The following is a 16,430-nucleotide window of genomic DNA, read 5'->3' as shown; positions in this document are numbered from 1 at the left end:
CTCCCGAGGGGGGACCTCCATCATGCAGGCCGCGCCCGTACGCGCCACCGCCATCCCGTCCTTCACCGATGCACTCCGTGCCGTCGAGTCGCTGCTCATGAGCAGCGGTCAGCGCACCGCCCGTCGCAACGCCTGGACCTCCGTCCTGGAGGACCGCCGCCGCGCCAAGGACCGTGTCGAGGCCGAGCGCGTCCTCGAAGAGGTCGTCGCCTCGCGTATGTCGTAACCCACCGCGCATGTCGTAACCCACCGCTCCACCCCGGTACCGCCGCCGCCCGGCGTCGCTCCCCAGCGTTGTCGCCGGTCACCGGTCCCCACCGGCACCGCCGTCGGCCGCGCTTTCCCGGGCACGTAGACTTCGTGCCATGGCGAGGAAGGAAACCGCAGCGGACGCTGCGAACCCCGGGCGACTCAAGCAGATCGCCCTCACGTACAAGATGACCCGCAGGGCCGACAAGAAGATCGGTCTTGTACTCGCGGCTCTCGGAATCATCACCTTCGGTGTCTTCCTCGCGATCGGTTTCTTGATCGGTCACCCCATCTATCTCGGCATCTTCGGCTTCCTGATCGCCTTCCTCGCGATGGCGATCGTCTTCGGACGCCGGGCCGAGCGTGCCGCGTTCGGGCAGATGGAGGGCCAGCCGGGTGCCGCCGCGGCGGTACTGGACAACGTCGGCCGCGGCTGGACCACCACCCCGGCGGTGGCGATGAACCGCAGCCAGGACGTGGTGCACCGGGCCGTCGGCAAGGCCGGCATCGTCCTGGTCGCCGAGGGCAACCCGAACCGGGTCAAGAGCCTGCTGGCCGCCGAGAAGAAGAAGATGGCCCGGATCGTCGCGGACGTGCCGGTGCACGACCTCGTCGTGGGCACCGGCGAGGGCCAGGTCGAGCTGAAGAAGCTCCGCACGACCATGCTGAAGCTGCCCCGCGTCCTCTCCGGCCCCCAGGTGACCGCCACCAACGACCGGCTCCGCGCCATGGGCGACCTGATGAGCAACATGCCATTGCCAAAGGGCCCGATGCCCAAGGGCATGCGGATGCCGAAGGGCGGCCCGAAGGCCCGCTGACGACATGCGTACGACGATGGGGGCGCCCGGATCACTCCGGGCGCCCCCATCGTCGTACCAGCCGGATCAGATCCGTACTTCCACCGTCCGCGCCAGCCGGTCGTGCAGCCCCCGCCCGTCGCGGTCCCAGACCAGGGCCGGGATGGCGAGGCACAACAGGGCCGTGCGGATGAGGGCGCGCAGGGGGTTCACGGCGCCGGCGTCCTGGGAGACCACGCGGAGGCCGAAGAGGCGCTTACCCGGAGTGAAGCCGACCGTGCCCAGCGTCAGGGCGTGGAGCAGGAAGAAGATGAGCAGGGCCCAGTTGCTGGTCGCCTGGTCGTAGCCGTCGGTGATCAAACCGTATGCGATCAAGAGGCACAGCCCCCAGTCGACGGCCAGGGCGCCGAGGCGCCGGCCGGGGCGGGCGATGGAGCCCGGCCCCTCCTCCGGCAGACCGAGTTGTTCACCCCGGTATCCGAAGTCGACACCCGCCTCTTCCGCGGCCGCGCGGGGGCCGGAGAGCCACGAACCGATTGCTTGCCTCTTGTCCACGCGACCACCGTACTGCGACCGTTTTGACATACGGACAGGTGGGGTGCGGGGCAGGATGTCCGATTAACGTGGGCGAAACAAATGGGTCACGCACGAGAAACCACGCGTCCCTAGTGTCGAAGGCAGCGTGTGCCACCGCACTGGCCGCACGAACGAACTACCACCCCGGCGGGACGGTCGGGAGTAGGAGGAGCTGGATGTTCCAGAACGCCGACGAGGCCAAGAAGTTCATCGCGGACGAGGACGTCAAGTTCGTCGACGTCCGCTTCTGCGACCTGCCGGGTGTGATGCAGCACTTCACGATTCCGGCCGAGGCCTTCGACCCGGCCGAGGAGCTCGCGTTCGACGGCTCCTCGATCCGCGGCTTCCAGGCCATCCACGAGTCCGACATGGCCCTGCGCGCCGACCTGTCCACCGCGCGCGTCGACCCGTTCCGCCGCGACAAGACGGTCAACATCAACTTCTTCATCCACGACCCGATCACGGGCGAGCAGTACTCCCGTGACCCGCGGAACGTGGCGAAGAAGGCCGAGGCGTACCTCGCCTCCACCGGTATCGCCGACACCGCGTACTTCGGTCCCGAGGCCGAGTTCTACGTTTTCGACAGCGTGCGCTTCAAGACCTCGGAGAACGAGTCCTTCTACCACATCGACTCCGAGGCGGGCGCCTGGAACACCGGTGCGCTGGAGGACAACCGCGGTTACAAGGTCCGTTACAAGGGCGGTTACTTCCCGACCCCGCCGGTCGACCACTTCGCCGACCTGCGTGCCGAGATCTCCCTGGAGCTGGCCAAGTCCGGCCTCCAGGTCGAGCGTCAGCACCACGAGGTGGGCACCGCCGGTCAGGCCGAGATCAACTACAAGTTCAACACGCTGCTCGCCGCCGCCGACGACCTCCAGCTCTTCAAGTACATCGTGAAGAACGTGGCCTGGCGCAACGGCAAGACCGCGACCTTCATGCCGAAGCCGATCTTCGGTGACAACGGCTCGGGCATGCACGTCCACCAGTCGCTGTGGAGCAACGGCGACCCGCTGTTCTACGACGAGGCCGGTTACGCGGGCCTGTCGGACACCGCCCGCTACTACATCGGCGGCATCCTCAAGCACGCCCCGTCGCTGCTGGCCTTCACCAACCCGACGGTGAACTCGTACCACCGCCTGGTCCCCGGCTTCGAGGCCCCGGTCAACCTGGTGTACTCGCAGCGCAACCGCTCCGCGGCCATGCGTATCCCGATCACGGGTTCGAACCCGAAGGCCAAGCGCGTCGAGTTCCGCGCGCCCGACTCCTCCGGCAACCCGTACCTCGCCTTCTCGGCCCTCCTCCTCGCGGGCCTCGACGGCATCAAGAACAAGATCGAGCCGGCCGAGCCGATCGACAAGGACCTGTACGAGCTCGCCCCCGAGGAGCACGCGGGCGTTCCGCAGGTCCCGACCTCCCTCCCGGCCGTCCTCGACTCGCTCGAGCGCGACCACGAGTTCCTGCTCGCCGGTGACGTCTTCACGTCCGACCTGATCGAGACGTGGATCGAGTACAAGCGCGCCAACGAGATCGCCCCGCTGCAGCTGCGTCCGCACCCGCACGAGTTCGAGCTCTACTTCGACGTGTGATCGACGCGTAGGCCGTTCACCGGTCGCTGTTCCGTCGGCGCCCCCGTTCCTGTTTCTCAGGGCGGGGGCGCCGTCGTATGGTTCCGTGGACTGCTGTTCGAGCAGCGTTATGAATCGCTACGGGGAGATACGGAGATGTCCGAACAGGACGACAGCCAGCGCGAGTTCGACCTCAAGTGGGCCGACAACGCCGAGCACAAGGAGCCCTCCGCACGGGCCCGGATGTTGGCCGCGCGCTGGAAGGAGAACCCGCCCGCGCCGCAGCCGTTCCGGGCCGATCCCGATCCGGTGGGGCCGCGGCGGTCGTCGTGGGTGTCGACGGTGATCGTGTTCGGGTGCGTGGCGGGGCTGATCGCGCTGATCGGGTACGTCAGCTATCGGTCGTCGTACTGAGGCCGGGCGTGCGGGAAGACTTTCGGAGCGGGGGCGAGGCGGCGCGGAAGCTCGCGCAGGGGGTGCCGCTGCGGGACGCGGTCGAAGTCACCTCGCCCCGCGCCTGGCTCGACCTGGACGCGGGCACCCGCTGCTGGCTCGGCCGGGAGCTGCTGCCCACGCGGGAGGAGGTCGAGGGGCGACGCGGGCGGTTCGCCGCCCTTTCGCGTCGTAATTCGGACCTCGGCGAGGGCAGGCTCGCGCTCGCCCTGTGCCATCGCGACGGACGGGTCCGTGAGGCGGCGCTCCGGCCGGCCATGGCGTACCCGGATCTGCTGCCGCTCGTAGCCGTCCGTGCCGCCGACTGGGCCGAGCCGGTGCGTGAGCGTGCCCGCGCCCTGTTGCGGGAGGCACTCGACATGGGCGCCGCCCTCGCCCTGGCGCCGCTGATCCTGCTCGTCGGCCGCCGCGACCGGGGGACTTTCGCCGCGGCCCTTCTCGCCGAGGTCCTGCGCGGGGCGCCGCCGGACCGGCTCGCGCCCCTCCTCATCGACCCCGACCGTGCCGTACGCCGCTTCGCGTACCGGCTCGTCGTCGAGGAACGGCTCCTCTCTCCCGCCGAGCTGGCCCGCGCCGCCGCCCGCGACGGGGACGCCGTCGTCCAGAACCTGTGCGCGGACGCCGCCCTGGCCGCCGCCGTACCGGAGGAGTCGTACGACGGCGTACTCGAACCGCTGCTCACCGCCCGCAATCCCCGCGCCCGCTCCGCCGGGGTCACCGCGCTGCGGCGGGCACGGCGGCCCGAGCGTGCGGTGGAGTTCCTGGGCGATCGGTCGGCGCTGGTGCGGGCCTGTGCGCGGTATGTCGTACGGCAGTACGGGACCGATCCGCTGCCCCTGCACCGGGCCTGGTGCTCGGCGCCGGACGACCCGGCACTGCGGCCCGGGGCCGTCATCGGGCTCGCCGAGTGCGGGGAACGGGCGGACGCCGAGCTGCTGTGGCCGCTGCTCACCCATCCGGCGCCCCCGGTACGGGCCCGTGCGGTGGCGGCCCTGCGGCTGCTGGACGTGTCCGACGTACGGCGGCTGCGGCCCCTGCTCGACGATCCCGCGCCCGGAGTCGTACGCGAGACGACCACCGCCCTGCTGCCGTCGGCGGGCCGGCTTCCCGCCGATTGGCTGATGGAGAGGCTCGCGGCCGGGCGGGCCCGGCACACGCGCGTGGCCGCCTTCCGGCTGCTGTACGCGTGCGGCGGGGTGGTACGGCTGCGGGCAGCCGTGGCCGTACTGGACGACCCGGACGACAAGCTCCGGGCATGGGCCGGCCAGTCCGTGCAGGGCTGGTTCCCATCGGCAGACGTACGCCTCGGGGACCCGGAGGTGGGCGAGCTGCTCGATCGCGGCCGGCATCTGTTCAGCGACTACGTGCTACGGCAGCGCAAGCGGCTGGCCGGGCTCGGCGGCTGAGGGCTGCCGAGGGCCGGGGGCGGCCGGGGTTGCCGTCCGCAGGGACGGACTGCGGGCGCACAATGGAAGTCGGGGGACGAGCGGCTGCCTGAGTGTGGGGTGGTACGGATGTCCAACCGGTTCCGGAGTGATCCGCGGCTGACCGTTCGGATGACGGTCACGATGTTTCTGCTCGGGTTGTTGTACGTGGTCTTCGTGGCCGCGTTGATCGCGCTGCTGAAGTCCTGGGTGCTGGTCGTGGTGATCGCGGCGGGGTTCCTGGCCGCGCAGTTCTGGTTCTCCGACCGGATCGCGCTGTATGCGATGCGCGGGCGGATCGTGGAGCGGGAGGAGTATCCGCGGCTGCACGGCGTGGTGGACCGGCTGTGCGCGGTGGCGGATGTGCCGAAGCCGCAGGTCGCGGTGGCAAACATGGACATGCCGAACGCGTTCGCGACCGGGCGGAACGCCGATCACGCGGTGCTGTGCGTGACGACCGGGCTGCTCACGCGGCTGGAGCCGGACGAGCTGGAAGGCGTGCTCGCGCACGAGCTGTCGCATGTGGCGCACCGGGATGTCGCCGTGATGACGATCGCCTCGTTCCTCGGGGTGATCGCCGGGCTCGTCGTACGCTTCGCGTTCTACTCGCACGTGTTCGCCGGGCGCCGGGACCAGAACACGGCCCTCGTGTTCAGCACGGTCATGGGCGTCTCGGCGGCCGTGTACGTGCTGAGCTTCCTGCTGATCCGGGTGCTGTCCCGGTACCGCGAGCTGGCCGCCGACCGGGCGGGCGCCCTCCTCACCGGACGGCCCTCGGCACTCGCCTCCGCGCTGACCAAGGTCACCGGCGACATCGCGCGCATCCCGACCCGGGACCTGCGGACGCAGCAGGCCTTCAGCGCGTTCTACTTCACCCCCGTGCTGGGCAGCCGTCCGCAGCTGGTGCGGTTCTTCGCCACCCATCCGCCCCTGGAGCAGCGGCTCGCACAACTGGGCCGGATCTCCGTGGAGTTGGGCGAGGCGGCCCCGCCCGGATCCGGGAAGGCGGGCTGAGCGGGCATGGGACTTCTGGACATCATCCTCGGCCGTACGAAGCCCGTCCCGCCCGACCTCGACCGGCTCTTCGCCCTGCCGTCGGCCGCGGTCACCCTGGAGGCGGCGGCCTCCCTCACCCCGACCGGAAGGGGCGCGGTGTGCTTCGCCTCCGTCGAGGGCGGGGCCTTCGAGGACGTACGACGGGAGGTGCGGGCGCTGCTCGACGCGGATGCGGGACGGGGTGGGGTGCGTGTCGAGGTCTCTCGGGACGAGTACGGGTACTCGTGGCTGGTGTCCCGGCGAGGGCCGCGTGAGTTGCCCGAGCTGGTGACCGATCTGCATGCCGTCAACAGCGCGATGGAGGGCGGCGGGTTCGGGCCGCAACTGCTGTGCTCGGTAGTCGGGTTCCGGGGCGGCGAGGGGAGGGATGACGTACGGCTGGCGCTCGTCTACCTCTACAAGCGCGGGACGTTCTATCCGCTGTGTACGCTCCCTGGCCGGCACGAACGCGACAACGCGCTGGAGCTGCAGATAGCCGCTCTACTGGAGAACGACCTGCGCATCGAGAAGGACAAGACGCGCTGGTTCCCGCTCTGGGACGCCCCGGGGCTGTGACCGGCCCCGGGGCGCCGAGCCAACGGTGTCTACTTGTTGCCCTTTTCGCGCTCCTGCCGACGCGTTTCGAAAGGCCGTTCGCGTCGGTAGCGGCGCTCCCACTTCGCCTGCTGGTCACGGCGGTCGCGGTACGCGCGGTAGGAGGCGGGCTGCGCCGAGCCGCCGCTCGCCGGGGAACCGGACGAGGGCGCCGTCGACGAGCCTCCCCCCGTGCGGCCGTAGCGGACGTAGAGGTAGAGCAGGGCTACTGCGGCGAGCCAGAGGACTTCGTTCGAGAAACCGAGGACGACCAGAACCGCGGTCGCCGAAAGGATCAAGGTGCCCATGACGGGACTCCTTGGGGCGTGGGTGATGACTGTGCCTGGATCTGGATGCGGTGACTGTCCCGACGGCGCGCTGGGGGTGAGGGCGACCGGCCGTCGATGCGTAGAAGAGTAGCCCTGGGACCGGAAAGTGGTGCCTGTCCTACGCGGGATCCGGTGCCGGGCGACTCGGCTGCGCGTCTCCAGGATGCTCGTCGGGCGCGTGTGCGCGCATCTGAATATCGCGGACAACGGGGAGTGCGTCACGTGAGTGAATGGGGCGCATGAGCGGAGTCACTGTCTTCACACACGAGTGCGACGGCGAGCTGCTGAGGGGGGTGTACGGGGACGGGGGTGATCCGGCCGCGGCCACCGTGGTGCTGCTGCACGGCGCGGGCAACGGCAGCAAGGAGCGGCTGGTTCCGCTGCTCGGGGAGTTCGTGGCGCGGGGCTGCCGAGCGGTCGCCTTCGACTTCTCGGGGCATGGTGAGAGCACGGGCGCGCTGGCGGAGTTGAGTCTGCGTCGGCGTTTCGAGCAGGCGGTCGCCGTGATCGGGGCGCGTGTTCCGGCCGGCGCGCCCCTGATCCTCGTCGGGTTCAGCATGAGCGGGCAGACGGTGGCCGATCTCGCCGTGTACTACGGCGAGCGGGTGGCGGCGATCGGGCTGTGTTCGCCCGCGGTGTACGGGGCGGAGGCGTGGCCGGTGCCGTTCGGGGAGGGGATCGGCCGGTTCAGCGACATCATTCGTACGCCGGGCAGTTGGCGCCGGTCTCCGGCGCTGGAGGCGTTCCGGGCGTACACCGGGCGGGCCGTTCTCGTCGTACCGGGCACGGATCATGTCATCCCGACCGACGTGACCGACGCCGTCACGGACGCGCTGGCCGCCCGGGCCCAGTTCACCCGGGTCGACATCCCCGCCGCCGACCACTACGTGGGCCTGTGGTTCCGGGACCATGACGACGGCCGCCGACGGTTCGTCGACGCCGTACTGGCGGGGCTGGGCGACCGGGGCTGGACGGCGACCCGCGCCTGGGTGGACAAGCAGCTTCCGGAAGGTCGGAGTGTGCGTGAGTGGGAGTCGCTGCGCGGTGGCTGGAGTTCGCAGATGCGGCGGCTGACGCTGGACGACGGGTCGGCCGCTGTACTGCGGTCGTTCGTGAAGCCGTTCTTCCGGCGGCACGCTCCCGGGCTGCTGGCCCGTGAGGCGGCGGTGCTCACCTTGCTCGCGTCGTACGACGACATCCCGACGCCCCGGCTGTACGCCGCCGACCCGACCGCCGAACTCGCCGATCACCCCTCGCTGTTGATGTCCCTGCTGCCGGGGTCGGTACGGGTGGAGGACGACGGGGACCTGGACCTGGACGGGCGGCTGGACCTGTTGGCCGGCCAACTCGCCCGTATCCACGCGGTCGTACCGGCGGAACGGCCGCGTACGTACCAGGCGTGGACGTCGCCCGAGCGGGTCCGCACGCCCGGCGGCCCGCTGTGGGAGCGGGCCGTGGACGTGATCCGCCGCGAAGCACCCGCGTACGAGGGGTGTTTTCTGCACCGGGACTTCCATCCGGGGAACGTGCTGTTCACCGGCGAGGGCGAGGAGTTGCGGATCAGCGGGGTCGTGGACTGGGTGGAGACCTCGTGGGGGCCGGCGGACCTCGATGTCGCCCACTGTTCGACCGCGCTGGCGCTGCTGCACGGGGCGGAGTACGGGCTCGGCTTCCGTGAGCGGTACGAGGTGCTGGGTGGGCGTCAACTGGCAGGGGATCAGGAGCACTTGTACTGGCGGCTGCTGGACGCGCTCGCCTACGCGCCCGACGCGGAGAAGCTGGCGGTGCCGTGGCGGGAGCTGGGGCGGACGGATCTGACGCCGGAGGTGTTGGGGGCACGGCTGGAGGCCTATGTCGGCGGGCTGTTGGGGCGGTACGCGTAGTCGGCCAGGTCCGGGGGTCACACTCCGGGCTGGGCCGTCACCACGCCCGCCGTGATCGCCGCGCCTAGGGCCGCGTGGTCCTGGGCGGTCTGGTCGGCGTAGCCGAGGGCGAAGTCGGTGAGGGCGCGTTCGAAGGTGTCCTTGCCGCCGAGGTAGGCGGCGATGGCGATCCGGTCGCCGGAGCGGGCGTGGGCGCGGGCCAGGGTGGTGCCGCAGAGGCGGGCGTAGGCGCGGAGGTCGGCGGGAGGCATGCCGACGACCTCCGCCGAGCCCTTCATGTCGCGCAGTTGGCGCCAGTAGAAGGGCCGCCCCTGAGGTCCGGTCATCCAGCCGAGGAAGATGTCCCCGGCGGCCTGGAGGAGGCGCTGACCTGCCACGACACGGTGCCCAGGGTGGTCGTACGGGCCGCTCGGCAGATGTTCTTCGAGGACGGACCGGCCGGCTTGCTTGATCTGCAGGAACAGCGGGTCGTCGGCGTCGCGGCCGACGAGCAGGACGATGAAGCAGCGGGTGCCGACGCTGCCGACGCCGACGACCTTGCGGGCGGCGTCGACGAAGCGGAACCGGTCGAGGAGGACACGGCGCTCCTCGGCGAGGGTGGAACGGTAGTCGCTGAAGATCTTGCGCAGGGCCGCCATGTCGGGGGCGCCCGCGGGCTCCAGCAACGGCGGGTCCTGGACGATACGGCGCTGTCCGTCGACGACCTCGGTGAGTTTGCCGAGCGCGTGCAGGCTGGTGCGGCGGCGGGCGCGCGCGAGGGTCGACTCGACGCGTCGGCGGCGGCCCGGGCGGGCCAGCGGCGGCAGCCGGTCGGCGTCCACGCGCGCGTACCAGACGGCGAGTTCGCCCTGCCCCGCGAGGTCCCGCATGGTCCGGCGGTACCCGGCGACCGCGCCGTACGCCGCTTTGCGTACGTCGGCCTCCGCATGGCCGTTCTCCCGGGCGGCCACGGCGACGGAGGCCGCGAGCCGTTTCACGTCCCATTCGAAGGGCCCCGGGAACGTCTCGTCGAAGTCGTTCAGGTCGAACAGCAGGGACCGGTCCGGGGAGGCGTACAGACCGAAGTTGAGCAGGTGCGCGTCACCGCAGAGCTGGACGGTGAGGCCGGTGTGCGGCTGGCCGGCGAGATCGGCGGCCATCACGGCGGCTGCCCCGCGCAGAAAGGCGAACGGGGAAACGCCCATCCGCCCGTACCGGATGGGAAGCAGCTCCGGGAGACGGTCCCGGCCCTGGCGTTCGAGTACGGCGACGGGGTCCGGGCGGTCGACCGGCGGGATCCAGGTGGCGTGCGCGGAACGCGGCACGTGCTTGCGGGCGGCCCTGCCCTCGCGGGCGCGGTCCGCGGGCGTGGTCACGGGCGTCGTGGTCGAGGACGTGGCCGAGGGCGTGGTCATCGGGCCGACTGCCACGTGCGCCGTATGCCGTATGACTCCATCCCGCCTCCCTGGTCCCGTCCCGTCTCCTGATGGCAGTCAAGGGCGGATGGGGGGCGTCCGCATGTCCAGTACGGCGATCGGGTGACGGGGGCCGGACGCCGATGGGAGCCGGTTGTCGCCGGCGGGAGCCGATTGTCAGTGGTGTCCGGGAGGATGTTTTCGACGGCGGGTGTGACGTACGGGCGGAGGGGCGGCGGGTATGGGGGACGAGCGGCGGTACATCGGCGCGGGCGAGCGGCGGGACCGGCTCGCGGCGCGGCAGCGGTTGGCCGGATCCAGGCGGGCGGCGGGCCCGGAGGAGATCGCGGACTCGCTGGTCGCGTTGCACGGTACGGATCCCGCGACGGTGTACTTGGCGGTGGGCGCGCGGCTCGCCGATCCGGGGCGGACGGTGGCCGAAACCGAGCGGGCGCTGTACGCGGACCGGGCCCTGGTGCGGATGCACGGCATGCGGCACACCGTCTTCGTGTTCCCCACCGGCCTGACCGCCGTGGTGCACGCGTCGACCGGAATGGCTGTCGCGGCGAAGGAGAGGGCCGCGCTGCTGAAGCAGATGGCGGCGGCCGGGGCGCCCGACGCGGCCTGGCTGAAGGAGGTCGAGGAGTCGGCGCTGGCCGCGCTGGGCCGACGCGGCCAGGCGACGGCGGCCGAACTCGCCGAGGACGAACCGCGGTTGCGGCAGCAGTTCGTGTACGCCGCCGGCAAGAGCTACGAGGGCATGCACACCGTCTCGACCCGGCTGCTGAAGGTGCTGGGCGTGGAGGGCAGAGTCGTACGGGGACGCCCGCTCGGCTCCTGGACGTCCAGCCAGTTCCGCTGGGCCGTCGCGCCCCCGCACGCCGAGTTGGACGTGGCTGAGGCCCAGGCGTCGCTGCTCGGTCGCTGGCTGGCCGCGTGCGGTCCGGCGACCGAGGCCGACCTGAAGTGGTGGACGGGGTGGCGGGTGACGGAGGTCCGCCGGGCGCTCACGGCGATAGGCGCGCGGGCCGTGACGCTGGACGAGGGCATGGGGTATGTGGTGGCCGGGGACGAGGAGCCGGTCGCCTGCCCTGCCGAGCCCTGGGCCGCGCTGCTGCCCGCCCTCGACCCCACCGCGATGGGCTGGCAGCAGCGTGACTGGTTCCTCTCCCCCGAGCTTCGCCCCGCGTTGTTCGACCGCAGCGGCAACATAGGCCCGACCGTGTGGTGGAACGGCCGCGTGGTGGGCGGCTGGGCCCAGCGGTCCGACGGGGAGATCGTGTGGCGGGTGCTGGACGCGGAGGGGGTCGGCGGGGAGGCCGAGGCCGCGATCGCGGTGGAGGCCGAGCGGTTGCGGGGGTGGCTCGGCGACACCCGGGTCACACCGCGCTTCCGGACGCCGCTGGAACGGGAGTTGGGCTGAGCGGAGGGCGGGAGAGCTTGAGGGTTTGGGTTGTGTGGCGGCTGCGGGTGGTTCGTGGTTGCTCGCGCAGTTCCCCGCGCCCCTTGACGGCATGGGTCGCGTCCGGGGCTTTTAAGGGGCGCGGGGCTGTATCAATATGCGGCTCCGCCGCGTGGGCGCGACAAGCCCCCACTCACCCGCAGCCGATCAACCCGCCGAGGGGGTCTGGGGGCGCAGCCCCCAGCGAGGCCCGCACGAGCACCGGGTGCCCAGAAAAAAGAGGGCACCCGGCACCCCGGCTCACCCGGAGGGGCACTCCTTCCACGCCAAGTGGTACACCGTGCTGATGTCACCGTCCGTCGAGTCCATCGTCATGAAGCTCGTGCTGCCGGCCGGTGACGAACCCCGGTTGACGCGCAGCTCCGTGTTGATGTTGAAGTTGCGCTCGACACCACAGGGCGCCCAGACCAGCTGGGCCCAGTCGGTCTCGTCGGTGGCCTGCCAGTTGTCCTCGTAGGGGCCGTTGAAGGTGTGGGTTCTGGCGGCGGTGTCCGGGGAGCCCTGGAAGTAGTACGAGGCCTTCTCGACGCCACTCGCGCCGCGCTGGAGCGAGGCGAAGCCGCGGTAGTCGACGCTGGCGATGGCGTAGGTGAAGCCGCCGGGCACGTGGACGATCAGGTTGAGCTGGCAGTTCTTGCGGAACGCGGTGGACGGGGCGCCGCCGCCGACCTGGGCGAGGTAGTCGCTGTAGGTCACGGTGAACGCGGTGTTGTCGGGCGAGACGGCGACCGCGGCAGTGCCCTGGGGACAGCCGGAGCCGTTCACCGTGGCGACCTTGATGACGATCTTGTCCGGGGGCGGGTTGTCGAACGGCGAGTCCGCCGACGCCGTCTGCGCGGGAAGCGCGGTGGCGAACAGGGCGGCTACGGCGCCGCCCAGCAGGAGACCACGAGCCATGGGGGGTTCTCCAATCAGAGTCATGCACATGTCAAAGACAGCGCGATGCCCCCCTCGGCCCGCGAATGACCGACCCACGAAAGGGCCGCCTGTGAAAGAGCTGTGAAGACCGAGGGGCGACCGCATCTTATGGACCCCGGGCGGGCAGAGCTAGGGCGATCTCCGGCCAACCCTGGCGGCCGGAGATCGCCCTTTTTCTCAGCGGAGCGTCGGCGTCAGCGGCTGTACCGCATCAGCGCCCGCACCATGTGGCACGTGGTGTCCGACGGCGGGTGCACGCCGATCACCTCGGCGGTGCTCCGGATCGTCTCGTTGCGCGCCTGATTCGGCATGTAGACACCGGAGTCGAGCAGGGCGATCGCGAGGCGCATGGCCTTCAGTCGCCGGTTGTGCGTGATGTACCACTCCCGCGGACGGCCCGGCGGCAGGGTGTGCTTCACCACGGGCGCGTACGGCAGGTCGAGCAGGACGGGATGCTGGACGGTGGACTGGGTGGGCAGCGGCTTCGACTTCAGTGCGGCAGCGGGCACGGACATCCTCCTGTCGCGGTCTGGGCGCCGCCGGAAATCCCCCGTCGGCAACCCTCGAACACTGCTTCTATTTTACTACCCACCACTGACAATCGCCCCTGGCCAGAAGGGTTTTGAGTGGTCCTGTGACAGAGGTGGAACACGGGTTTTCCTGGACCGCCCGACCGCCCGCTACCGTGGGCGCCATGGAGATCTGGATCAATCCGGCCTGCTCGAAGTGCCGTAGCGCGATCAGCCTGCTCGACGCCGAGGGCGCCGACTACACCGTCCGCCGCTATCTGGAGGACGTACCGAGCGAGGACGAGATCCGCGAGGTGCTGGAGCGGCTCGGGCTCGAGCCGTGGGAGATCACCCGGACCCAGGAGGCCGCCGCCAAGGAGCTCGGGCTCAAGGAGTGGGCGCGGGACACCGGTTCGCGCGAGCAGTGGATCAAGGCGCTCGCCGGGCATCCGAAGCTGATCCAGCGGCCGATCATCACCGCGGACGACGGCACGGCGGTACTGGCCCGCACGGACGAGGCCGTACGGGACGCTCTGTCGCGGTAGTCGCATACGAGCCGCCCCGCGGGCGTCGGAATCGGAACGTGAGTCGTGCCACAGCGACACCCGGTAACACGGGGTTCACATTCGAGCAATGATCGGGAAATCGCACGTTGACAGGCTGCCGGGCATCAGCGCGGCGTTTCAGTGCCGCAGCGCCGCAGCACCCGTAGCACCCGCAATTGCGCCTAGTGACCCACCCCGAAGGATGTGTCCCGTGACCTTCAAGGCTGAGTACATCTGGATCGACGGCACCGAGCCGACGGCCAAGCTCCGTTCCAAGACCAAGATCATCGCGGGTGAACCCGCCGGTCTGGACGCGCTGCCGATCTGGGGCTTCGACGGGTCCTCCACGAACCAGGCCGAGGGCCACTCCTCGGACCGCGTGCTCCAGCCGGTCTTCACCTGCCCCGACCCGATCCGCGGTGGCGACGACGTCCTCGTGCTCTGCGAGGTCCTCAACATCGACTTCACCCCGCACGAGTCCAACACCCGTGCCGCGCTGCGTGAGGTCGCCGAGAAGTTCGCCTCCCAGGAGCCGATCTTCGGCATCGAGCAGGAGTACACCTTCTTCCAGGACGGCACCCCGCTCGGCTTCCCCAAGGGCGGCTTCCCGGCCCCCCAGGGCGGCTACTACTGCGGTGTCGGCGCCGACGAGATCTTCGGCCGTGACATCGTCGAGGCCCACCTGGAGAACTGCCTGGCCGCCGGTCTCGCCATCTCCGGCATCAACGCCGAGGTCATGCCCGGCCAGTGGGAGTTCCAGGTCGGTCCGGTCTCCCCGCTGGAGGTCTCCGACCACCTGTGGGTGGCCCGCTGGCTGCTCTACCGCACCGCCGAGGACTTCGACGTCGCCGCCACCCTCGACCCCAAGCCGGCCAAGGGTGACTGGAACGGCGCCGGTGCGCACACCAACTTCTCCACGAAGGCGATGCGCGAGGGCTACGACGCGATCATCACCGCGTGCGAGTCGCTGGGCGAGGGCTCGAAGCCGCTCGACCACGTCAAGAACTACGGCGCCGGCATCGACGACCGTCTGACCGGTCTGCACGAGACCGCCCCGTGGAACGAGTACAGCTACGGCGTCTCCAACCGCGGTGCCTCGGTCCGTATCCCGTGGCAGGTCGAGAAGGACGGCAAGGGCTACATCGAGGACCGCCGTCCCAACGCCAACGTCGACCCGTACGTCGTGACGCGTCTGCTCGTCGACACCTGCTGCTCGGCGCTGGAGAAGGCCGGCCAGGTCTGATCGCCGGTCCACTGAGGGCTCTTTGAAGGGGGCGTCCACCGTCGAGGTGGGCGCCCCCTTCGCCTTGCCCCATGATCGCGTTGTCAGTGGGGCATGTCATGGTGGGGGGCATGAAGATCTACGGGGGCGACCCGACCGGTACGTCCGACACGTCCGAGCTGGCCGTCAAGATCGAGACGGAGAACTGGCAGAAGCACGCCCGGGTTTCGGCGGAGCTGCTGCGGAAGCTGGTGTGCCGGATCGGCGGTGACGGCGACCGGTTCCTGGTCGCGCAGCGGATACCGGACGTGCCGGATGTCTTCATCCAGGTCTGGCACGAGGAGGGCAGCGGGGAGTACCAGCTGGAGTACCGGGAGGGACGTGACCGCTTCTTCGGGGCGGTCCTCACCGACCGGGAGCGGGTCGCCGAGGCCATGACCGGCTGGGCGCGGCGCACGGACGGCTGGGACGGCGGCATCGAGTGGACCCCCGTCGAGCTCGACGCCCCCGAGGAGGTGCCGGAACTCCCGGACGACGTACGGGAAGAGGTCGAGGAGCGGGTACGGGAGCTGCTGGCCTGTGGGTACGGCGACCGGGCCCAGCTGAGCGAGGCCGCCGAGGAGTATCTGGTCGACGGTGACTACCGGCCCGTCTCCCGGCCGCAGGCCCGGGAGCTCGTCGACCGGCTGTGGGTGGAGCGGCTCGCCGAGCAGGAGACCTGGGACGGAATCACCGACCCCGAGCGGATCACCCGCGCCTTCGAGACGCTCCAGGCCGAGCACGGCATCACCGCCCGGGAGAACTTCACCTGCTGCCGCAACTGCGGTACGAGCGAGATAGGCGCCGAAAGCACCGACGGCGCCCGGGGGTTCGTGTTCTTCCACTCGCAGTGCACCGAGGGCGCCGCCGCCGGACACGGACTGATGCTGCTGTACGGCGGGTTCGACGGAGCCGACGACACCACGACGGCCGTCGGTCACGAGGTCGTGGCGGCCCTCGCCGCGGAAGGACTGTCCACGGAGTGGGACGGCGATCCCACCAGGGCCATCACCGTCACCCCGCTGGACTGGCGCAAACGCCTGGTCGGCTGAGGGAACGGCAGATCCGCGTACCGGTCGAGAGGCGTCCAACTGGTGAGAGGAGGGCTCCTGTCGGGCGTGGGGGTCCCCCCGCTCATGGGGGTCCCCCACGCTCGAGCGAAGCCGAGAGTGGGGGAGAAGCCGAGAGTGGGGGAGGGTGTTGAGCAGGTGGCAATCAGGGACACGCGAGCGTGTTCTGGTGGTGCGGGAGTGAGTCTCCGGCCGGCGGCAGGAGCACTCCCGGGGGAAGGGAACGGCAGTTCTTGCATCGAATGCGTGACCTTCGCCGGTGGTGGTCGTTGGGTGTGGTGACGTGTTTCTGCGGCACCGGGGTGGGGGTGACGGGGTGGGTGGGCTGCGGGAGTTGGCGGCGCCGTTCGTTGCGCCCGGCCCTTC

The 16,430-nt window shown here is 70.5% G+C and carries 17 protein-coding genes; 12 read left to right on the top strand and 5 right to left on the bottom strand.

Annotation, left to right across the window (positions count from 1 at the left end; genetic code table 11):
- Positions 1 to 22: 22 nt before the first annotated feature.
- Positions 23 to 226: an SCO2195 family GlnR-regulated protein gene (locus F3T56_RS00085; RefSeq protein WP_149822550.1), complete on the top strand. Its 204-nt coding sequence runs from the start codon at positions 23 to 25 to the stop codon at positions 224 to 226.
- A gap of 139 nt (positions 227 to 365) precedes the next feature.
- A complete protein-coding gene (locus tag F3T56_RS00080; RefSeq protein WP_149822549.1) occupies positions 366 to 1,067 on the top strand; it encodes a DUF4191 domain-containing protein in 702 nt (233 codons plus the stop codon).
- Between the two features lie 66 nt (positions 1,068 to 1,133).
- On the opposite strand, the gene F3T56_RS00075 is transcribed toward F3T56_RS00080, so the two are convergent.
- On the bottom strand, positions 1,134 to 1,601 hold the full coding sequence (locus tag F3T56_RS00075) for an RDD family protein (protein WP_149822548.1): 468 nt from the start codon (positions 1,599 to 1,601) through the stop codon (positions 1,134 to 1,136).
- A gap of 197 nt (positions 1,602 to 1,798) precedes the next feature.
- Between F3T56_RS00075 and glnA the strand changes: the two genes are divergently transcribed.
- The 5 genes from glnA (at position 1,799) to pspAB (ending at position 6,675) form a co-directional block, all read left to right on the top strand.
- Positions 1,799 to 3,208, top strand: a complete 1,410-nt coding sequence (gene glnA / locus F3T56_RS00070; protein ID WP_149822547.1) for a type I glutamate--ammonia ligase — start codon at positions 1,799 to 1,801, stop codon at positions 3,206 to 3,208.
- A gap of 135 nt (positions 3,209 to 3,343) precedes the next feature.
- On the top strand, positions 3,344 to 3,601 hold the full coding sequence (locus F3T56_RS00065; RefSeq protein ID WP_149822546.1) for an SCO2583/SCO2584 N-terminal domain-containing protein: 258 nt from the start codon (positions 3,344 to 3,346) through the stop codon (positions 3,599 to 3,601).
- A gap of 8 nt (positions 3,602 to 3,609) precedes the next feature.
- Positions 3,610 to 5,046, top strand: a complete 1,437-nt coding sequence (locus F3T56_RS00060) for a HEAT repeat domain-containing protein (protein ID WP_149822545.1) — start codon at positions 3,610 to 3,612, stop codon at positions 5,044 to 5,046.
- Positions 5,047 to 5,154: 108 nt separating this feature from the next.
- Entirely contained in the window at positions 5,155 to 6,078 is a 924-nt protein-coding gene (gene htpX / locus F3T56_RS00055) for a zinc metalloprotease HtpX (protein ID WP_149822544.1), read from the top strand.
- Between the two features lie 6 nt (positions 6,079 to 6,084).
- On the top strand, positions 6,085 to 6,675 hold the full coding sequence (gene pspAB, locus F3T56_RS00050) for a PspA-associated protein PspAB (RefSeq protein WP_149822543.1): 591 nt from the start codon (positions 6,085 to 6,087) through the stop codon (positions 6,673 to 6,675).
- A gap of 29 nt (positions 6,676 to 6,704) precedes the next feature.
- Here pspAB and F3T56_RS00045 read toward each other — a convergent pair whose 3' ends face one another.
- Positions 6,705 to 7,001 carry a hypothetical protein gene (locus F3T56_RS00045; protein ID WP_149822542.1) on the bottom strand — a complete coding sequence of 99 codons (297 nt, stop codon included), beginning with the start codon at positions 6,999 to 7,001 and terminating at the stop codon, positions 6,705 to 6,707.
- Between the two features lie 260 nt (positions 7,002 to 7,261).
- Here F3T56_RS00045 and F3T56_RS00040 point away from each other — a divergent pair, with 260 nt between their 5' ends.
- On the top strand, positions 7,262 to 8,905 hold the full coding sequence (locus F3T56_RS00040; RefSeq protein WP_149822541.1) for an alpha/beta fold hydrolase: 1,644 nt from the start codon (positions 7,262 to 7,264) through the stop codon (positions 8,903 to 8,905).
- Between the two features lie 17 nt (positions 8,906 to 8,922).
- Here F3T56_RS00040 and F3T56_RS00035 read toward each other — a convergent pair whose 3' ends face one another.
- Positions 8,923 to 10,260 carry a DUF2252 domain-containing protein gene (locus tag F3T56_RS00035; RefSeq protein WP_149822540.1) on the bottom strand — a complete coding sequence of 446 codons (1,338 nt, stop codon included), beginning with the start codon at positions 10,258 to 10,260 and terminating at the stop codon, positions 8,923 to 8,925.
- Positions 10,261 to 10,540: 280 nt separating this feature from the next.
- Here F3T56_RS00035 and F3T56_RS00030 point away from each other — a divergent pair, with 280 nt between their 5' ends.
- Positions 10,541 to 11,722, top strand: a complete 1,182-nt coding sequence (locus F3T56_RS00030) for a winged helix DNA-binding domain-containing protein (RefSeq protein WP_149822539.1) — start codon at positions 10,541 to 10,543, stop codon at positions 11,720 to 11,722.
- Positions 11,723 to 12,001: 279 nt separating this feature from the next.
- Here the strand turns inward: F3T56_RS00030 and F3T56_RS00025 are convergent, their stop codons facing one another.
- Both F3T56_RS00025 and F3T56_RS00020 read right to left on the bottom strand, forming a co-directional pair.
- A complete protein-coding gene (locus F3T56_RS00025; RefSeq protein WP_149822538.1) occupies positions 12,002 to 12,658 on the bottom strand; it encodes a DUF4360 domain-containing protein in 657 nt (218 codons plus the stop codon).
- Positions 12,659 to 12,873: 215 nt separating this feature from the next.
- The gene (locus F3T56_RS00020; protein ID WP_149822537.1) at positions 12,874 to 13,188 is read right to left on the bottom strand and encodes a hypothetical protein; all 315 of its coding nucleotides are present in this window, start codon (positions 13,186 to 13,188) and stop codon (positions 12,874 to 12,876) included.
- 185 nt (positions 13,189 to 13,373) lie between these two features.
- Between F3T56_RS00020 and F3T56_RS00015 the strand changes: the two genes are divergently transcribed.
- The 3 genes from F3T56_RS00015 to F3T56_RS00005 all read left to right on the top strand — a co-directional run bounded on the left by F3T56_RS00015 (position 13,374) and on the right by F3T56_RS00005 (position 16,046).
- Positions 13,374 to 13,733 (top strand): arsenate reductase family protein, encoded by a 360-nt coding sequence (locus tag F3T56_RS00015; RefSeq protein WP_149822536.1) that lies wholly within the window; start codon positions 13,374 to 13,376, stop codon positions 13,731 to 13,733.
- A 211-nt stretch (positions 13,734 to 13,944) separates the two neighbouring features.
- Positions 13,945 to 14,976, top strand: coding sequence for a glutamine synthetase (gene glnII, locus F3T56_RS00010; protein ID WP_149822535.1), 1,032 nt, complete (start codon positions 13,945 to 13,947; stop codon positions 14,974 to 14,976).
- A 110-nt stretch (positions 14,977 to 15,086) separates the two neighbouring features.
- Positions 15,087 to 16,046, top strand: coding sequence for a DUF6891 domain-containing protein (locus F3T56_RS00005; protein ID WP_149822534.1), 960 nt, complete (start codon positions 15,087 to 15,089; stop codon positions 16,044 to 16,046).
- The last annotated feature ends 384 nt before the right edge of the window (positions 16,047 to 16,430 follow it).

It is taken from the genome of Streptomyces tailanensis, from assembly GCF_008386495.1.
GTDB classification, from domain to species: domain Bacteria; phylum Actinomycetota; class Actinomycetes; order Streptomycetales; family Streptomycetaceae; genus Streptomyces; species Streptomyces tailanensis.
The sequence above is the reverse complement of the archived record's forward strand: the minus strand, read 5'-3'. Positions and strand labels throughout refer to the sequence as shown.